Annotated in this window: 14 protein-coding genes and 1 pseudogene; 4 read left to right on the top strand and 11 right to left on the bottom strand. The window is 62.8% G+C overall.

Annotated features, from left to right (window positions below):
* Positions 1 to 16 precede the first annotated feature (16 nt).
* From NKI52_RS11210 to NKI52_RS11180, 7 genes are read right to left on the bottom strand one after another with little or no spacing between them, the layout of a single operon-like run.
* Positions 17 to 1,126 (bottom strand): CgeB family protein, encoded by a 1,110-nt coding sequence (locus tag NKI52_RS11210; RefSeq protein WP_352634531.1) that lies wholly within the window; start codon positions 1,124 to 1,126, stop codon positions 17 to 19.
* A complete protein-coding gene (locus NKI52_RS11205; RefSeq protein ID WP_352697982.1) occupies positions 1,123 to 2,217 on the bottom strand; it encodes a CgeB family protein in 1,095 nt (364 codons plus the stop codon). The genes NKI52_RS11210 and NKI52_RS11205 overlap by 4 nt, the downstream gene beginning before the upstream one ends.
* Positions 2,214 to 3,344 (bottom strand): CgeB family protein, encoded by a 1,131-nt coding sequence (locus tag NKI52_RS11200; protein WP_352697980.1) that lies wholly within the window; start codon positions 3,342 to 3,344, stop codon positions 2,214 to 2,216. The genes NKI52_RS11205 and NKI52_RS11200 overlap by 4 nt, the downstream gene beginning before the upstream one ends.
* 2 nt (positions 3,345 to 3,346) lie before the next feature.
* On the bottom strand, positions 3,347 to 4,450 hold the full coding sequence (locus NKI52_RS11195; RefSeq protein WP_352697978.1) for a glycosyltransferase family 4 protein: 1,104 nt from the start codon (positions 4,448 to 4,450) through the stop codon (positions 3,347 to 3,349).
* Positions 4,435 to 5,727 carry a TIGR04295 family B12-binding domain-containing radical SAM protein gene (locus NKI52_RS11190; protein WP_352697976.1) on the bottom strand — a complete coding sequence of 431 codons (1,293 nt, stop codon included), beginning with the start codon at positions 5,725 to 5,727 and terminating at the stop codon, positions 4,435 to 4,437. Before NKI52_RS11190 ends, NKI52_RS11195 begins: the two co-directional genes overlap by 16 nt.
* On the bottom strand, positions 5,724 to 6,803 hold the full coding sequence (locus tag NKI52_RS11185) for an NAD-dependent epimerase/dehydratase family protein (protein WP_352697974.1): 1,080 nt from the start codon (positions 6,801 to 6,803) through the stop codon (positions 5,724 to 5,726). Before NKI52_RS11185 ends, NKI52_RS11190 begins: the two co-directional genes overlap by 4 nt.
* Entirely contained in the window at positions 6,800 to 7,906 is a 1,107-nt protein-coding gene (locus tag NKI52_RS11180; RefSeq protein ID WP_352697972.1) for an NAD-dependent epimerase/dehydratase family protein, read from the bottom strand. The genes NKI52_RS11185 and NKI52_RS11180 overlap by 4 nt, the downstream gene beginning before the upstream one ends.
* 254 nt (positions 7,907 to 8,160) lie before the next feature.
* On the opposite strand from NKI52_RS11180, the gene NKI52_RS11175 reads away from it, so the two are divergent.
* Positions 8,161 to 8,433 carry a hypothetical protein gene (locus tag NKI52_RS11175; protein WP_023676123.1) on the top strand — a complete coding sequence of 91 codons (273 nt, stop codon included), beginning with the start codon at positions 8,161 to 8,163 and terminating at the stop codon, positions 8,431 to 8,433.
* Between the two features lie 6 nt (positions 8,434 to 8,439).
* Here NKI52_RS11175 and NKI52_RS11170 read toward each other — a convergent pair whose 3' ends face one another.
* Both NKI52_RS11170 and nadE read right to left on the bottom strand, forming a co-directional pair.
* Positions 8,440 to 8,622 carry a hypothetical protein gene (locus NKI52_RS11170; RefSeq protein ID WP_352697970.1) on the bottom strand — a complete coding sequence of 61 codons (183 nt, stop codon included), beginning with the start codon at positions 8,620 to 8,622 and terminating at the stop codon, positions 8,440 to 8,442.
* 384 nt (positions 8,623 to 9,006) lie between these two features.
* Complete coding sequence (nadE, locus tag NKI52_RS11165; protein WP_352697968.1) at positions 9,007 to 9,840, bottom strand: NAD(+) synthase; 834 nt, start codon at positions 9,838 to 9,840, stop codon at positions 9,007 to 9,009.
* Positions 9,841 to 10,019: 179 nt separating this feature from the next.
* Here nadE and NKI52_RS11160 point away from each other — a divergent pair.
* Positions 10,020 to 10,503, top strand: a pseudogene (locus tag NKI52_RS11160) (transposase); the annotation flags it as partial.
* A 36-nt stretch (positions 10,504 to 10,539) separates the two neighbouring features.
* Here NKI52_RS11160 and NKI52_RS11155 read toward each other — a convergent pair.
* A complete protein-coding gene (locus tag NKI52_RS11155; RefSeq protein ID WP_036238319.1) occupies positions 10,540 to 11,136 on the bottom strand; it encodes a response regulator in 597 nt (198 codons plus the stop codon).
* A gap of 450 nt (positions 11,137 to 11,586) precedes the next feature.
* Between NKI52_RS11155 and NKI52_RS11150 the strand changes: the two genes are divergently transcribed.
* Positions 11,587 to 13,368 (top strand): chemotaxis protein CheB, encoded by a 1,782-nt coding sequence (locus NKI52_RS11150; RefSeq protein ID WP_352697966.1) that lies wholly within the window; start codon positions 11,587 to 11,589, stop codon positions 13,366 to 13,368.
* Positions 13,369 to 13,382: 14 nt separating this feature from the next.
* Positions 13,383 to 13,724, top strand: a complete 342-nt coding sequence (locus tag NKI52_RS11145; protein WP_245274673.1) for a response regulator — start codon at positions 13,383 to 13,385, stop codon at positions 13,722 to 13,724.
* Positions 13,725 to 13,791: 67 nt separating this feature from the next.
* Here the strand turns inward: NKI52_RS11145 and NKI52_RS11140 are convergent, their stop codons facing one another.
* Positions 13,792 to 16,092 carry an FdhF/YdeP family oxidoreductase gene (locus NKI52_RS11140; RefSeq protein WP_352697964.1) on the bottom strand — a complete coding sequence of 767 codons (2,301 nt, stop codon included), beginning with the start codon at positions 16,090 to 16,092 and terminating at the stop codon, positions 13,792 to 13,794.
* Between the last annotated feature and the right edge of the window lie 63 nt (positions 16,093 to 16,155).

The raw sequence follows: 16,155 nt of genomic DNA, 5'->3' as shown, positions 1-16,155 counted from the left end.
TTCTCCCGTCTGCGGGTCATGCTGCGCTCTCGACGTCCAGATCGAGAACAGAACGTGGCGATTTGGTCTGCGCCAGCAGCGAAACGAATTCGCGGGCTCTTGCGATGCTTGTGTGAGCTGCGAGGATGAGCACGCGCGCCTGCCTGGCCATGGCAAGCCGGGCGCCGTCGGATTCCCCAGACAGGATACCGATTACGTCCTCGGTCCTGCGCGCCGTGTGGATCGTCCGCTCTGGAAACAGGCTGTCCAGTCCGGCCCAGCTATCGCTGATGATCGCCGTGCCGCAGGCGGCTGCCTCGAAGAGGCGCACGCTGGGCGACCATCCGGCCGCGATCATGGAACTGCGCGTGACGTTCAACGTGTAGCGTTGGCGGCTGTAAAAGGCGGCGTGATCTGCCGGCGGCAGGTGTTCGATGCGATCCACATTGTCCGGCCAGGCGATTTCGCGCGGATATTGCGAGCCTGCCACGACGAAGCGGCGCTCCGGCATGCGACGCGCCGGTTCGAACAGCAGGGCTTCCAGCGTCGCCTGGCGGTCGGGGCTGTAGGTGCCGAGATAGCCGAGATCCCAGCGGATTGGATCACCGGTTCCGTGATGCCGTTCCGGGTCGACGGAGCAGTAGAGCGGCTCGGCCCGCCTCGCGCCGAATTCCGCCGTCAGACGGGCAAGCGTCGGCCCGCCGGTGAAGGAGAAGTAGACGTCGAAATACGGGACCTGCCGCCTGGCAATGTACTCGCAATCATCGGCCGAAAGCTTTGCCAGCGTGATCGGAGTGTCGATGTCGTAGAAGCAGAACTGACCCGTGCACAGCGATGCCACGACGTCGATGATTTCAGGGCCTTCGGGAACGAAGGAGCCGACGACCACGATATCGGCATCGCGCAGGCAGCGCGCAAAATTGCGGCGAAGATCATCGATCGTTTCATAGTAGCGCAAGGCGCAGAAATCGGGATCGCGCAGATCCCGGTGACTTGCGTACCACGGCACGTCGCGTTCGAGAAAAGTGACGCGGTGGCCGAGTTCGTGGAGACCTTTAAGCAGCCCCCGAAAGGTGGTGGCGTGGCCGTTTCCCCAGGATGAGGAGAGCGACAGGCCAAGAAAGACGATGTCGAGCGGCTTTGTCATTCGGCCGCCTCCACGGTCGGACGCTCGAAATGGCGCCTGAAGATGGCGTCGGCTAAAACGGCACGTGTCGTATAGGTATGTTCGCCAAGCACGCGCCGAAGCGCCGATGTTCCGATCGCCTTAGCCCGTTCGGCACTAAGGCTTTGCATGATCTCGGCGACGTCCTCGCCATCGCGCGCGACCAGGATTTCCTCGCCGGGTTTCAGGAACAGGTCCACGCCGAGCCAGGCGTCGGTGATGAGGCATGCGCCGGCGCCCGCCGCCTCAAAAACGCGCGTCGCAGGTGAAAAGCCATTGGCCGCCATGCTGTCGCGGCTGATGTTCAGCACCGCTTTGGCCGTGACGTTCAATGCATTGTGGTCGCGCGTGCCGACATGGCCGAGCCATCGGACATTGGCGGGCATCTGCTTGTCGCCCCAGCCCGATCCGCCGAGCAGGAAGCGCTGATCGGCCGAGCGGCCGGCCGGGTCGAGGAAGAAGGCCTCGACGCGCGCCTCGCGGTCCGGCAGCCGGTTGCCGAGAAAGGCGAGATCGCAGGCAAAGCGCATGTCCTTGCCGACCGGATGATGCGTTTCCGGATCGAGCGCGTTGTAGATCGGCACGCATTCGGCCGCCCCCATTGCCCGATAGGCCCAGACCACCGGGTCGCCGCCGCCATAGGTCAGCACCAGGTCGATTTCCTGCAGCGCGCGATGCAGCGGATGATCGGGCTCGTCGCGCAACTGGCCAAGCGTCGCCGGCGCATCGACATCCCAGAATACGGTGAGCGCATCGGCACGGGCGTGATCGAGCACCGCCCGCAACAGCGCGTCGTCGGCGAAACCGACGCCGCTTGCCTTGACGACGATATCTGCCTCCGCCGCCCGCGCCGCCACCTGCATCATGGCATGCGGAGTGGCCTCGTAGACGACGACGGCACACCAGTCCGGCGCCGCGATATCGCGGTTCTTCTGGCGATCGTAGACGTCCGGCTCGTAGAAGGTGATGTCATAGCCGAGCCTTGCCAGGGCCTTGAGCAGTCCGCGGTAATAGGTGGCCGCGCCGTTCCAATAGGACGACAGCAGGCTCGACCCGTAAAATGCGATCTTCATTCGGCGGCCTCCTTTGCAAGGATCGTGTCGGCGGCTTGGCGGTGCCCGCATTCGGCGAGCACGCCGAACAGCTCATTCGCCCGGTGCCGGCATGTGTGCCGCAAGCGGATGGTCTCGAGGCCCGAAGTCGCCAGAGAGGCGGCGAGATCCGCGTCGTGCAGCACGGCGCGAAGATGACGCCGCATCTCGGAACCGTTGTTTGCAAACAGAAAATCTACGCCGGGCCTGAACAGGCGTTCGACATCGGACCACGGCGCCGAAACCAGCGGGATGCCGCAGGCGAGCGCCTCGAACATACGGATGGTCGGGATGCCTGGCAGGCTTTCGCGGTATGGACGCCTGGGGATGTGCACTGTGATGCGGTTTGCTGCAAACGCCTTCGGCACGTCGGCGTTGGCGATCCAACCTTCGTATTGCAGGCCGGCGGCCGCAAGGTCGGCGAGCGCTTGCCGTGGATAGCGAACGCCGTGGACAGTGCCGCTCAATCCGAGCTCACGCACCGGCTCGACCAGGAATTCCCTGATTTCGGCGCTGCGCTCGTCGTCGCCCCAATTGCCGATCCAGATCAGGTCGGCGCAGCGCTCGATTTCAGGATGGGGCTCGAACAGATGGTCATCGGCTGCCTCGTGCCAGGTAAAGACCCGCTTGCCCCATCCGGCGCGAAGATAGCTTTCCCGCAGCGCCGCGCCGAAGGCGAGCACGCCGTCGTAATGTTCAAGCTGCAAGGCAGAAATCGCTTGCGTGGCCGAGATGGCGCGATGGTGCGTGTCGTGGAACAGCAGCGTGGAACGGCCGCCAGTTGCTTTCGCCTTGCCCAGCCGCGCAACAAGGTCCGGCTCGGTCCACTCATGCACGATCACCACATCGGCATCGGATATCCAGGCTTCGTGGTCGAAAGCGGCATCGTAGGTCACCGGCATCAACTCGGGGAAATCCTTCCGGAATCGCTCGATCGCGAAGGACCCTTTCTCGGCTACCAGGTTCGACCGGCTCCAACCGTCGGCGGGTTCCAGCGCGATCGCCTGGTGCCCGCGCACGACCAGCTCGCGCATGATGCCGCGCAGGAAATGTGCGTTGCCGTGGTTCCAGTCGGAAACGATCGAATGGGTGTAGAATAAAAATCGCATAATCAATTATCCGCCATGGTGGCCAGGGCCGCCTTGTCGTAGACGCCGCGCATGGCGGTCGCCTGCCTTGCCAGTGAAAATCTGCGGCTTCGGCGCGCCGCCGCCTCACCGAGCTCTCGCCGGCGCTGCGCGTCATTGCAAAGGCCATTGATGCAGCTGGCGAGATCACTCGGATCGCGCACGTCGTAGAACAGGGCCGCGCCGTCCCACAGTTCCTGGTAGGTCGCGATATCGGCGAGCACCAAGGGCGTTGCCGACATTGCGGCTTCCAGCGTGGCCAGGCCGAACGGTTCGTAGAGCGACGGCGATACGAAGATACCGGCCCGAGCCATCAGCGAGCGCACTTCCTCATGTGGCACCGGCCCGAGGGGAACGGCGCCACTGAAGCCAACATGCTGGCCGTCCGGCCCTTGCTGCGAGCCGGCGACGAAGACCGGCCATTGCGTCAGGGAGGCGGCCTGGTCCAGCACCGCCGCATTCTTTCCTTCGTCCCACCAGCGCGCGGCGGCGAAAACGACCGATTCCCGCCTTTCGCTCTTCGCGCCGGGCCGTGCGCCGTTGCCGACGACGCACAGGCGCGCGATCGGCCCGTAGCAGGTTTCGAGCATGTCGGCATGGCTGCGGCTCGGCGCAACGACAATGCCTGCTTTGTCGAGACCGCGCCGGTTGCGGTCCTTCTGCCAAGCCCATTCGCCGTCCGCCGCCTGTCCCTTGACGGCGTGGAACCATGTCACCACGCAGGAATGCGAGACCGCTACCACCGGGCAGGGCACATCGAGCCCCGCGGCCTGCGTCGGCGCGTTGAGATGGACGATTTCGACGGCGTAGTCACGTATGAGCGGGTGCAGCTCCTGCTGCAATGTGTCGAGGTCGTGCTCGTTGCGGGTCATCCAGTCGGGCGGCGTGTTGAGCCATGTCAGCGCCGCGAATGACTGGGCCTCCTCCGCCTGCTGCCTGGACGGTTCCGGACCAAGCCCGGCAAGCACGACGCTGTCGCCGCCGGCGACCAGTTGCCTGGCCAGATCGAGCGCATAACGCCAGACGCCCCCAACGGCATCGACAGTCATCAGGATACGCCGCGGCCGCGGGCTCAGTGTCCGCAACATGTGGCCTCCAATTCGGCCAGCGGACGCGGCCGCTTCTCCTGGATGTCGCTGAACGTTCGGAAGGATGCGAGATAATGTTCATGCGCGCGCTCCCAGGCGAGATCGTCCGGCTCGCCCCAAAGTTCGCGGTAGCTCGGCGAACTCGGATAAGGATAGAGCGGCACCGGTTCGTTGGCCCAAACGCCGTTGTCGATCAGGTGCTTCCGCCAATAATCGACGAGCGCGGGATCGTCCTCAACCACGCCGATCAGATTGGCCTGCACGAACGGCACGTGGCGCCTTGCGTCGACCAGCAACGCGGCCAGCTCCTCGGTGCCCAAACGGCAGCGTTTTGCCAGCATGGCGCGGCCTTCCACAGTCAGGCTTTCGAGCCCCGCCTCTATGGAGACGCAGCCGGAGGCGCCGAGCAGTCTCAGCAGTTCCGGTTTCCAGAGGTCGATACGGGTCTGCACGCCGAACTTCACATCGCGATCGACCAGCGCCTCCAGCAAAGCCTTTTGCGGCAGGAAGATCTCGTCGATGAAGTAGATGTAGCCGACGCCCTGTGCGATCAGCCGGTCGATCTCGGCGATAACTGCTTCGTGGTTCCGGCGGCGATAGGCATCGCGGAAATCGATCTTGGCGCAGAAGCTGCAATTGTACGGGCAGCCGCGCGACGCCTCGACCTCCGCACCGAAACCGACCTGGTTGTCGTCGAAGCGGTGATGGTGGTGCGAATGCGCGGCAATCCAGTCCGACGGCCATTCGAGCGGCGGGTGATCGATGAACGAGCTCGCATGGACGCCGCCGTTCGAGACCAGTTCTCCATCCTCGAAATGGGCCGTGGACGGCACCGCGGTCCAGTCGTCGCGCCGGGCAAGTTCCGCGACCACTTCCTCGCATTCGCCGCGCACGACAATGTCGACGCCAAGCTTGCGCAAAGTCGGCGTCGGCGTCGCCGAGCCATGCGGCCCGACGGCGACGGTGCGACCGCCGCGCCCGGCAAGATGATTGAGGAAATCGGCCGGCACGCGCAACTCGGGCGGTGCGCAGCGCCAGAACAGGTAGGTCGGCGCGGTGCTGACGACGGTCATGTCAGGCTCGAATGCGGCGACGCGATCGGCGAGCGCGGCGTTGTCGAGCTTCTGGATCTGCCCGTCCAGCATCAGCACCTCGTGGCCAGCTGCTTCGAGCAGCGCTTTCGAATAGCCGAGTTCGAGCGGCAGATGCGGCTGGCGGCAGCCGAAATAGATGCTGTCCTGGTACGTCCAGGACGGATTGACCAGAGCGACCCTCATGCCACGTACCTCGCCGGTTCGGGATGCGCGTCGAGGCGATGACGCTGCAGCCAGTCGGCGAGGTCGCGGATGCCGTTTTGCCACGGGACGTGCGCTTTCCATCCCAGTGCCGCCTCGATCGCGCGTGTGTCGGCGACGAAGAACGGTTGGTCGCCGGTGCGTTCGCGGTCGTAACGAATCGGAACGTCCCGTTTCGTTATGTCGCGAATCTCCTTCAGCAGCATGCGCAGGCTGACGGCGTTGTCCGGTCCGCCGCCGAGATTGAATGCTTGGCCCTTGATCGCCTCGATGCGGTCGAGCACGGCGCGGTAAGCCGCGACCGCGTCGGCAACGTGGAGGATGTCGCGCACCTGCTTGCCATCGCCGTAGATGGTGATCGGCCGGTCGGAGAACGCGTTAAGCAGGAAATGGGCGACCCAGCCCTGATCCTCCGTCCCGAACTGGCGCGGTCCATAGATGCAGCTCATGCGCAGCACCGCCGTCGGCAGATCGTATGACTTGGCGTAGTCGAGGACATACTGGTCCGCCGCGCCCTTGGAGCAGCCATAGGGCGTGCAGAAATCAAGGCCGCGCGTCTCGTCGACGCCATGCGCACGGATGCCCGCGTCGCGAGGCGCGTATCTGCCGTCTTCTTCGCGCATGGCGAGGTCGGCGAGGCGGCCATAGACCTTGTTGGTGCTGGCGAAAACGACGGGGATGCGCTTGCCGCTGCGGCGAGCGGCTTCCAGGACGTTGAACGTCCCGCGCAGGTTGATGTCGAAATCCTCGTCCGGCCGAACCAGGCTCGTGGTGACGGCGGTCTGCGCGGCAAAGTGGAAAACCGCCCTCGAGCCTGCCACCAACGGCGTGAGCGCCTCGGCGTCACGGACATCGGCGATCTCGACAGCGAGGCGGTTGCCGTGCTTTTGCGTCAGCCATTCCAGGTTCTGCTCGACGCCGGGACGGCTCAGATTGTCGATGACCAGCACCGGCTCGCCGTCCGACAACAGGCTATCGGCGAGGTTCGAGCCGATGAAGCCGCTGCCGCCGATAATGGCGACGGGCGCTTCGCGAAAATTGCGTGAATCCGGTCTCATGATACCAGCCCTCGCGCTTCGAGTTCCCGCTTCATCTCTGCACTGCGATCGATGGCGACCGTGTTGCGCACCCAGGCGGCGAAATCGCCGAGCGAATGCTCCAGCCGGTGCTGCGGCTGGAAGCCGAGCAGTTCGCGCGCCTTGGAGATATCGGCAAAGCAGTTGCGGATATCGCCGGAGCGTGCCTTGCCGAGGATTTCGGGCTGGCGCCCAGGCACGCCCATGGCTTCGGCGAGCAGCCGGGCGACCTCGCTGACCGCGTAGGCCCGCCCGCTGCCGATGTTGATGACGTGGCCGCGCGCCTCGGGCTGTTCCAGCGCCAGCCGGAAGGCGAGGGCGACATCGCGTACATGAACGAAGTCGCGCTGCTGTTCGCCGTCTTCGAAAATCAGCGGCCGCTGGCCATTGGCGATGCGCGAGGCGAAGTTCGCCAACACGCCAGTATACGGGTTGGAGAGTGCCTGTCCGGCACCGAAGACATTGAACAGGCGCAGCGCCACCGCATCGACGCCATAGGCTTCGCCGAAGATCAGCACGGCTCGTTCCTGGGCGTATTTCGTCAACGCGTAGATCGAGGCGAGGTCGACGGGTTTCTGCTCGTCGGTCGGCAGGGGCAACAGGACTTCTCCTTCCGGCGACAGGGGATTCCATTGGCCGCTGCGGATGTCGTCCGGCTGCCGTCTTGCATTGTCGATGCGCCGGCCGTCCGGCGTGGCATAGAGACCCTCGCCATAGACGCTCATCGACGAAGCAACGACGATCCGTTCGATCGGGCGTTTGATCAGTGCTTCCAGCAACGTGGCGGTGCCGAGGTCGTTGGCGCCGACATAGCGGGCGATCTCGTACATGGACTGGCCGACACCCACTTCAGCCGCCAGGTGAATGATCGCGTCGACATCGTCGACCGCCTCTGCGATGGCGTCGCGATCACGAACGTCGCCTTTGATCAGCTTGGCGCCTGCCGGCAGGCTGATTGCCTCGCCGCCATGCACCTGGTCCAGCAGCGCATCGAGAATTGAAACCCCATAGCCATGTTCAACGAGTTCCTGGGCGACGTGGCGGCCGATAAAACCGCAGCCTCCCGTGACCAGTATACGTTTCACGACAACTCCTCATACGAATGGCTTTGCCGCCCCAAACTTCCGGGCGAAAGGTTTGTTCCCTTGCTTCAACAAAGTTCAGGAGGCTCGCCGGGGTAGGTTCAACCAGGCGTGGGAACATCGAAGGCTGCTTGGTGTTAGGAGCCATGTTCGACCAACCGCGCACATGCCGGGCAGCGATGCATCTGCTGGTTGTGTGGAGGCAGACCGGCAACGCGGGGTCTCGCGGTCTGCGGTGGAATCGAAGGGAGATTGCGATGTCTGAATCGAAGACGACCACCGATCACGACGAAATCCGCCGTTGGGCCGAGGATCGCGACGGGCGGCCGGCGGTGGTGCGCACCAAGGGCGAGGGCGGCATACTGCGCATCGACTTCGGCGAGCCTGAAGAGACGTTCGAGCCCGTTGAATGGGACGAGTTCTTCAGGATCTTCGATGAGAACGAACTGGCGTTCCTCTACCAGGATGAGACCAGCGGCGGAAAGACTAGCCGCTTCAACAAGTTCGTCGAGCGCAGCCGGAAAGGCTAACATCGTCTAGTACCCCTGCGCAGAGGGTTCGACGGGTTCGATGGGTTGTAGCCTGGGTAGGATATCGGGTTTGACGAGCAGTTCAATGCTGTGCGCGAGGCCCGGTTGCCTGCGGATCAATCCGGCCCGCTCGAGGGTGAGCACCATCTGATGGCCGGAAGGCGCGGTGACGCTGAAGAAGCGCTGCATGGCGCGTTGGCCGCAGAACTATTCGAGACGACGGAAGCGATCGAGCGCGTCCTCGTCATAAGGGATGCCTCCCAACTCTCGGGGTGCGCCGAGGCTAGACTTCGCCTGGAAAAGGCGACGACGCGCATCATCGACTATGGCGGCGGCGACCTCACGCAAGAACCCTTTCACGTGAGGATCGTGCTTGCAGATGGCGTCGCCGCCTACGTCGGATCGGCCAACCTGCTCAGGCGCTCGAAGGTAGCAAACCCGAGTGCGGAATGTTATCGAGGGTCCGGCTGTTCATGCCGTCACAGTGCTCATCGATGCGGTTGCCAACATGCGGAAGCAATCTCCACGAGGTGCTGACCACGAAACGGTATCATGGAATTATTGCCAATGCCGTCATGGCGAGAGTGTTAGCGCAATCGCTGTCACCGGAAGCGCGCGCTTATGTGCCGTGCTGGAATGCACATGAAGAATCCGCGTCCGCGCGGCCTCGTCGATTTCCTTGCCTTCGAGGAAATCGTCGATCTGTTCATACGTGACGCCGTGGGCATCTTCGTCAGGACGAAGCGGGACAAGGTTCTCCAGGTCGGCGGTCGGGATCTTGTCGACGAGTTCGGGCGGAGCGCCCAGATGCGCGGCCAAGGCTCGCACCCTGCGTTTGTTTAGCCCCGAAAGAGGAAGGATATCGGCGGCGCCGTCGCCGAACTTGGTGAAGAAGCCCATCAGTGCCTCGGCCGCATGGTCGGTGCCGATGACCAGTCCTCGGCTGGCGCCGGCGAGCGCGAACTGGGCAATCATGCGCTGACGCGCCTTGATGTTGCCAAGCAAGAAATCCTCGCGGCCTGCGTCGCCGAACTCGACACCAGCCCGCTTGATCGAATCTAGCATTGCGTCGGCAGCCGGCTTGATGTCGACCCGATGCACTTCGTCCGCCCCTATGGTGTCCAAAGCCCGCTGGGCGTCGCTCTCGTCGGCCTGGTTGCCATACGGGAGCCGAACGGCCAGGAATTTGGCGTCGTATCCAGCCGATCGCAGTTCTTCGACGGCTCGTTGAGCCAGAAGGGCCGCGGCGAGTGAATCCACCCCGCCGCTGATCCCCAGCACATAGGTGCTGAGGCCCGATGCACGCAGATACGTGCCGAGAAAGTCGATACGCCGGCGTGCTTCCAGCGCGACGTCAACACTGGGAGCGACACCCAACGCGTTGATAATCATTTCCTGTTCGGTCATTGGCAGTGGGTGCTCCTGATATCACAGCAATGACGGGTTCGATGGGTTGTAGCCTGGGTAAGATATCGGGTTCGACAAGCAATTCAATGCAGCGCGCGAGGCCCGGTTGCCTGCGGATCAATCCAGCGCGCTCAAGGGCGAGCACCATCTGATGGACTGAAGGTGCGGTGACGCCGAAGAAGCGCAACGGCACCGCAAACCTGTTCGTCTCCTCGACGCGCATCGTTCCTGGCGTGAGGTCAAGGTCGCCGAACGGCGCGCAGCACAAGACTTTGCCCACTGCATGCGCGACCTCGTCGATATTCATTACCCCAGGCCGAACGCGTCAGGGTGGTGCTCGACAATCTATCAACCCACACGCCCGCCGCGCCCTATCAGGCCCTGCCGCCATCAGAGGTGCGACGCATCCTGCGACGGCTGGAGTTCCACTACACGCCCAAGCACGCCAGCTGGCTCAACATGGTCGAGATCGAAATCGGCGTTCTGCGCGGCCAGTGCCTCGATCGTCGCATCGACAGCTACGATCGCCTCGTCACAGAGACCGCTGCCTGGGAGCACCTGCGAAACAAAACTAGCGCCCGCCGCAACTGGATGTTCTCAACCGAACAGGCGCGCCTCAAATTGGCCAAGGCCTATCCAAAGCCAACCGCCAAAGAGTCATAATCCATGTGCAGAGATACTAGTTGCCGGCGGGCATGGTCAGTGCAGCAGGTTTGCTCCGCGTGCCTTGACGATGTTTCGCATGATGCCGTTAAGCCAGTCCTCGGTGGAGGAACCGGATCGTCTCCTGTCGATCTCGCCGATCGCCTGCTCGAGCGTCCGCTCGACCAGCCGGTCGGAAGCGTCAACGTCTCCCAGCAGCAGACGCGCTGCGAGCCTGAGCTTAGGCAGCAGGGAAAATACGTCGTCTGACGGCTCGGTCGCCAGATTTCCGCTTGATGCTTTGGGCTCGGAGGGGAAGAGAGCATCGAAAACAGCCTGGCCGTCCGAGGATTTTCTGAGGCTGCTGGCATACCGAAGGCGCTCAGGAATAACGATGTCTTCGTCGCCGCTGAAAAACACGAACGGCACGCCGCGGCGCATCAGTTCGTCCGCGATCGGGAATACCCGTCTTCCGTTGAGATTGACGTCCAGGATTGCGGCTTCCGCCTCATCGGTATGCTTCGACGCCTGTTCGACCGTCGCCACGGGGCCAAGCACGACGGCGCCCATCTTGCTGAAATAACGTGCAAGATCGCCCGCCAGCATCCATTCGTCCTCGACGATCAGGATATGCAAGCCTTGCAGGTCGCGCACCTCTTTGTTCCTTCTTTCTGCGGGAGTCACGGCTGTCGGCGCGGACTTGTACAAAATGACGGGACAAAGCCTCTTGCAACCGTTCCGCGCGCGCGAGCAGACGAGGCGGGATTTCTTCGGATACCGGGACCTTGGCCAGATCCGGCGAACGTAACGAGATTTGTTTTGCCGGCTTTATCTCAGGTGGTCGTTTTGCCATTGGAACCGCCTCGAAAACCGGATGTTAATGCCCACCGGCGGTGCTTTGTTCCGTTCGAGGACTATTTACTGGCCTGAGGCTCGGTCCGGTCCTAAAGCACGTCGCGTTTTGCCGGCCTCATGCGACGCGCTTTAGGCTGTTGTTTTTATTCATCTCGTTATCGCAAAACCGCTGCACACTTTTGCGCGACATGCATTAGTCTGAGGTCCGATTTGGCGGTTTCGCAGCCGCGGCTGTTACCGAGGCGTGGCATGGTGTTCCAGAACGGAAGATTTCCCATTGTCGGCGTCGGCGCATCGGCCGGCGGCATTCCCGCGATGGAGGGCCTGTTCAAAGGACTGACCGGCGGCACCGGCATGGCGTTCGTCGTCGTCACTAATCTGAGCCCAGAGCGCGAAAGCCTGCTGCATGACGTTATCGCACGTTACACCGGCATGCCGGTCATCGTCGCCGAGGAGGGCATGGCGGTCCAACCCGACCAAGTCTATGTGATGCCGCAAAACGTCGTCCTCACCATCCGTAAGGGCGCGCTTTCGCTGCGCCGGCCGAACACGCTTAACCGCGAGCGCAAACCGATCGACATCTTCTTCCGTGCACTGGCCGAGGACCAAGGGGAGTACGCCATAGGCATCATCCTGTCGGGGGGCGATTCGGACGGCACGCTGGGCGCCCGGGCGATCAAGGAACATGGCGGACTGACGATTGCCCAAGCCTCCAACGGTTCCGGCGCGCGCAACCCGGACATGCCGCAAAGCGCGATTTCGAGCGGCCTGATCGATATCGCAGCGCCCGCCGAGGAGATCGGCGCAAAGCTTCAGGCGTTTGGCCGCGGCTTCAATGTGCTGAACGGGCTGGCCGAGGGGGGTGGCGAGCACAAGGCTGACATGGGTCGGGCCGCCGATGAAATCGACCCCACTCTGCGCGGCCATTCCGGTCACGACTTTTCCAGCTATAAGACGAAGACGTTCTCCGCCAATGAAGAGGCGCAGTCGACTAATGAGGAGCTTGAGGCCTCGAAGGAGGAGAAGCAGTCGCTCAACGAAGAGCTCAGCACCATCAACGCAGAGCTGACCAGCAAGATTGAGGAGCTCGACCGCGCCAACAGCGATCTCAGAAACCTGTTCGAAAGCACAGAGATCGCAACCATATTCCTCGACCGCAACCTTGTGGTGCGGACCTTTACCCCCGCTGCATCGGCCTTCTTCAATCTGCGCCCATCCGATGTCGGACGGCCGCTGACCGACCTTTCAAGCCAGCTCGACTATCCCGAGCTGAGGCCTCACATCGAGGCAGTGCTCGAGACGGGAGAGATCCTGAACCATCACCTTGCGCGCGACGACAAGGGCCGGTTCTACCTGGTTCGCATCAACCCGTACCGGGACAAGAGCGGCAGCATCCAGGGCGTCGTCGTGACCCTGATCGACGTGACGACGCTGGCGCAGGCGGAAGAGCGTCAGCAGGTGCTCATCTCCGAGCTGAACCATCGCGTCAAGAACATGCTGGCGGTCGTGGCCAGCATCACCAACCGGACCCGTGAAAACTCGGCATCGAAAGAGGAGTTCGCCGAAGCCTTGATCGGGCGCCTGCATGCCATGTCACGAGCCTATAGTCTGCTCTCGCGCGAGAGCTGGACGGAAGCCTCCGTCGAGGAACTGCTGCGTCAGGAACTCGATCCCTTCGGCCCCGAACGGTTTGAGCTCGATGGCAAGAGGGTAAATCTCAAGCCGGCACAAGGGCTTTCCTTCGGCATGGCCATCCACGAACTGGCGACGAATGCCGCCAAGTATGGCGCACTGTCGAGGCCTGCCGGGCGGATAGTTGTCAAATGGTCGGTGGCCGACGGAACCTTCAAGCTCGTCTGGCGCGAGAAGGGCGGCCCCCGCGTCAAGGAGCCAACCGACAGCGGCTTCGGCCTTACCCTTCTACGCGGAGAAATCGGCTATAGGCTGGGCGGAAAAGTTGAAACAAGTTTCCGCTCAAATGGTTTGGAGGCGGAAATCGCATTTCCTCTGACCCGCGAGGGCTCGTCGTGACCGGAAAGGTGCGTGTGCTGATCGTCGAGGATGAATGGCTGATCGCCGACGATGCGGCGGCTTACCTGCGCAAAGCCGGCCATCAGGTGGTTGGACCTGTTTCGTCGGTGACGGCGGCACTCCGGCTCGTTGGCGAAGGCGGCGTCGACGCGGCGTTACTGGATATCCAGTTGAACGACGAAACCAGCTATCCGATTGCGGAAGCGTTGCGGACGCGTGGTGTTCCGTTCGCCTTCCTCTCAGGCTTTGGCGAACGCGAAATTCCGGCCGGGTTCCGCGCTTGCAGGATCGTGCAGAAGCCGGCGAGCCAGAGTGCGATCCTGAATGCCGTGGATGAACTCGCGCGAGCCGGCTGAGGTCGCGATTTGAAAGTCGCGCCAGGTCACATCGGCGTGGTGCGTGCCTGCCGCGAACGACGAACGCCTATGGCAATATCCGCACCGGTACCGATTTGACCGCCGGAACATGAGCCTTCTCGGCTCTGTGCCACAAAGGAACCAGCGGGTTGAGCTCGGGGTAGTAACCGGCGCAATTTCCCTCCGGCACCGAGTAAGGTGTAACGCGCAGCCCGTGCACGCGGCGCTCCACACCGTCCTGCGCATTGGCTTCGAGATCGACTTCCTGTCCGGCGCTCAAACCGAGGCGCTGGATATCCTTCTCGTTCATCAACAGCACCATGCGTGTGCCGCTGATGCCGCGCAGCCGGTCGTTGTAGCCGTAGACGGTCGTGTTGAACTGGTCGTTGGAGCGCACCGTGATCAGTGTCAGCACATCACGGCCGGCGACATCGATGTCGGGATCGGTTTCAAGGCCACTTGGCAGCTTGAAGTTGGCCTTCTTGTTCGGCGTCTCCCACACCCGCTTGCTCGCCTTGATGTCGCGATGGAAGCCGCCGGGCGTCAGGAAACGCTCGTTGAAGTCGCGGAAATGTTGGGGGTAGCAGCGCTCGATTTCGTCGCGGATGCGGGAATAATCCCCAACCCACTCGTCCCATGGGATCGAACTTCTGCCCGGCACTGTCGCCTTGGCAAGCTCGGCAACGATCCTGGGCTCGGAAAGCAGATGCGGCGAAGCCGGAGGTCGCGATCCGAACGAGCCGTGGATACAGGCGGTGGAATCCTCTACCGACACCCTTTGGTCGCCGCTTGCCTGATGATCTCTTTCCAGCCGTGACAGGCAAGGCAGCAAATAGGTTGTCCGCCCGGCGATCAGGTGGCTGCGGTTGAGTTTGGTCGCGATCTCGACATGCAGGTCGAGCCCACGCCAGGCCTTTTCGACCAGGCCGGTTTCCGGAACGGCCCGCACGAAATTGCCGCCCAGTCCGACGAAGCCCTTGACCGATCCGTCGATGACGCCTTCGCAGGTTTCGACCGTATCGCGACCTTTCTCGCGCGGCGGTTCAAAGGCATAGAATTCGGCGAACTTGTCGAGCGGGACGAGCTCGGGTTTTTCCGATATGCCGACGGTGCGCTGCCCCTGGACATTGGAATGCCCGCGCAGCGGCGAAATGCCGGCGCCGGCTTTTCCGATATTGCCGCGCAGCATCAAAAGGTTGCACAGCATCTGGACGTTCTCGGTGCCGTGCCGATGCTGGGTCAGGCCCATGCCGTAATTGCCGATCACCGCGTTGGCATGGCTGTAGACCTCGGCGACATGTTCCAGGTCGGTCTGCGCAATGCCGGATCGCGCGACGATATCGCTCCACTGGGTTTTGCGCAGGAAGGCTTCGAACTCGGCGAAGCCATGCGTGTGCTCGGCGATGAAAGCCGTGTCGAGGACACGCGTCCTGCCGCTTTCGCGGGCGGCATCGTCGAGCGCCTGCAACGCTTTGGCGATGCCCGTTATCGCGGCAATGTCGCCGCCGGAACGAACCTGGAAGAAGTCGCTGGACATTTTGGTGCCAGGCCCGGGCGACAGCATGTCGACAGGGTTTTGCGGGTTCTTGAAGCGTTTCAGTCCCCGCTCGGGCAAGGGATTGAAGGTGAAGACGGGCACGTTGCGTTGACGTGCCTCTTGCAGCGGATGCAGCAGGCGCGGCGCCGTCACCCCGGTGTTGTGCCCGAAGAAGAACATCATGTCGCATTTCGCAAAGTCTTCGAGCTGCACGGTCCCGACCGGCGAGCCGATCGATTCCGGCAAGCCGACCGAGGTCGATTCATGACACATGTTGGACGAATCGGGCAGGTTCGAAGACCCATAGATTCGCGCAAAAAGCTGGTACATGAACGAGGCCTCGAGCGAGGCCCGGCCAGACGTGTAGAACACTACCGATTTGGGATCGAGCCGCCGCAATTCGGCAGCTATGTCGCGGAACGCATCGTCCCAGGAGACCGGCTCGTAACGGTCGGTGGCGGCACTGTAGCGCATGGGCTCTGTTAGCCTGCCCTGTTTCTCCAGATCGTGGTCCGGCCAATCGAGCAGTTCCGTCACCGAATGCTCGGCGAAGAAAGCGGGTTCGCAGCGCAGCTTGGTCTGGTCCCACATCGTCGCCTTGGCGCCGTTTTCACAGAATTCGAAAGGCCTCGGCTGGGCTGGCTTTGCCCATGAGCAAGACACGCACATATAGCCGTCGGCCTTGTTCTGCTTGAGCAGCGTGCTCCATATCCCTGACAACAGCAGGCCTTCGCCTCGCGCCTTGCGGACCAAGGATCTCAGCGATCCCCAGCCGCCTGTCGGGTGGTCGTATTTCTTGGTTTCGATGCGATCGGTTACGGCGGGTCTCATGCAAGCCACTCCCTGTGGAAGAGCACTCATACGAACCCGCGGTGAGGCTGAATGTTCCGGGCT

The sequence above is a fragment of the Mesorhizobium sp. M0590 genome (genome assembly GCF_040320905.1).
GTDB lineage: Bacteria > Pseudomonadota > Alphaproteobacteria > Rhizobiales > Rhizobiaceae > Mesorhizobium.
Note: the sequence above shows the minus strand (reverse complement) of the source record. Positions and strands in the feature narration are given on the sequence as shown.